Genomic DNA, 1658 nt, shown 5'->3' on the forward strand with positions numbered 1-1658 from the left:
GGGCGGGAGCACGGGCCGCGGCCGTTCGTCAGCCGCGCAGTCGCGCCAGCCAGGCCTCGACCTCGTCGGAGGTGCGGGGGAGGCCGGCGGAGAGGTTCTCGTTGCCGTCCTCGGTGACCAGGATGTCGTCCTCGATCCGCACCCCGATGCCCCGGTACTCCTCCGGCACCGTCAGGTCGTTCTCCTGGAAGTAGATGCCCGGCTCGACGGTGAGCACCATGCCCGGCACGAGCGGGCCGTCGACGTGCTCCTCGGTGCGGGAGTGGGCGCAGTCGTGGACGTCCAGGCCCAGCATGTGGCCGGTGCCGGCCAGGGTGAAGCGGCGGTGCAGGCCCAGCTCGTACACCTTGTCCGCGCTCAGGTCGCCGAACAGGCCCCAGGAGGTGAGGTGCTCGGCCAGCTCGCGCTGGGCGGCGTGGTGGAAGTCGCGGAACCGCCCGCCCGGCTTGACGGCCGCGATGCCGGCTTCCTGGGCGGCGTGCACGGCGTCGTAGACCTTGCGCTGGATCCCGGTGAAGCGGCCGCTGACCGGGAGGGTGCGGGTGATGTCGGCGGTGTAGAGGTGGTTGGTCTCGACGCCCGCGTCGAGCAGCAGCAGGTCACCCGGCTTGGCGTGGCCGTTGTTGCGCACCCAGTGCAGGGTGGTGGCGTGCGGGCCGGCCGCGGCGATGGTGCTGTAGCCCACGTCGTTGCCCTCGACCCGGGCGCGGAGGAAGAAGGTGCCCTCGATCAGCCGCTCGGCGGTCTCGGTGTCGGTGCCGAGGACGCGCACCACGTCCTCGAAGCCGCGGGCGGTCGCCGCGCAGGCGAAGCGCATCTCCTCGATCTCCCACGCGTCCTTGACCAGGCGCAGTCCGGACAGGAAGACCTCGAACTCGTCGTCCAGCTCGGTGGAGAGGCGGTCCGCGAGGGCCGTCTCCACGCCCGCGTCGTGCCGGCGCAGCACCCGCACCGGGCCGGTGGCGGCGCGCAGGTCGGCGTGGACGGCGCGGACGTCCCGGCAGGGCAGGCCGAACAGCCGCTCGCTCTCGGTGAGGCTGTTGCGGCGGCCGTCCCACAGCTCGCCGTGGCCGTCGAGCCAGAACTCGCCGTTGTCGACGCGGGAGCGGCCGCGCAGATAGAGCACGGCCTCGTGGCCGCTCCCGCCGGTGGGCAGCAGCACCAGCACGGCGTCCTCGGACTGGTCGCCGGTGAGGTAGGCGTAGTCGGAGGAGGGGCGGAACGGGTAGTCGGTGTCGTTGGCGCGCACCTTGGGGTTGCCGGCCGGGACCACCAGCAACTCGCCGGGGAAGGCGGCGGACAGCGCGGCCCGGCGGCGGGCGGTGTACGCGGCCTGGGCCACCGGCTCCAGGGTGGTGCGCTCGGTGTCGGCCCAGCCCCGCGTCATGTTCTCGGCGAGCTCGTCGGTCACCCCGCGGGTCAGGCCGTTCTTGCGGTACTTGATGGACTCGGTCGGCTCGGTGGGCTCGGTCACTGCGGAATCTCCAGATGAGGGCGGGAGGGGATGCGACAATGCCTCGCTACGCCGGGGATACGTAACAAGCGTTTTGTACCGTATATCGAACACGCGCCGAAGAGAAGGGCCTGACCACGACCTCCGCAACGGAAACCGCCCGGGCGCCGGCTCGGGGGAGCCGGGCGCCCGGGCGGTCCGGGGC

Annotated in this window: 1 protein-coding gene; it reads right to left on the reverse strand. The window is 72.6% G+C overall.

Going from position 1 to position 1658, the window contains the following annotated elements; translation table 11 throughout:
- Window positions 1-28: 28 nt before the first annotated feature.
- Entirely contained in the window at window positions 29-1513 is a 1485-nt protein-coding gene (locus tag ACFRMQ_RS40600; RefSeq protein WP_380735944.1) for an aminopeptidase P family protein, read from the reverse strand.
- Window positions 1514-1658: the final 145 nt, after the last annotated feature.

The sequence above is a fragment of the Kitasatospora sp. NPDC056783 genome (assembly GCF_042789895.1).
Classification (GTDB): domain Bacteria; phylum Actinomycetota; class Actinomycetes; order Streptomycetales; family Streptomycetaceae; genus Kitasatospora.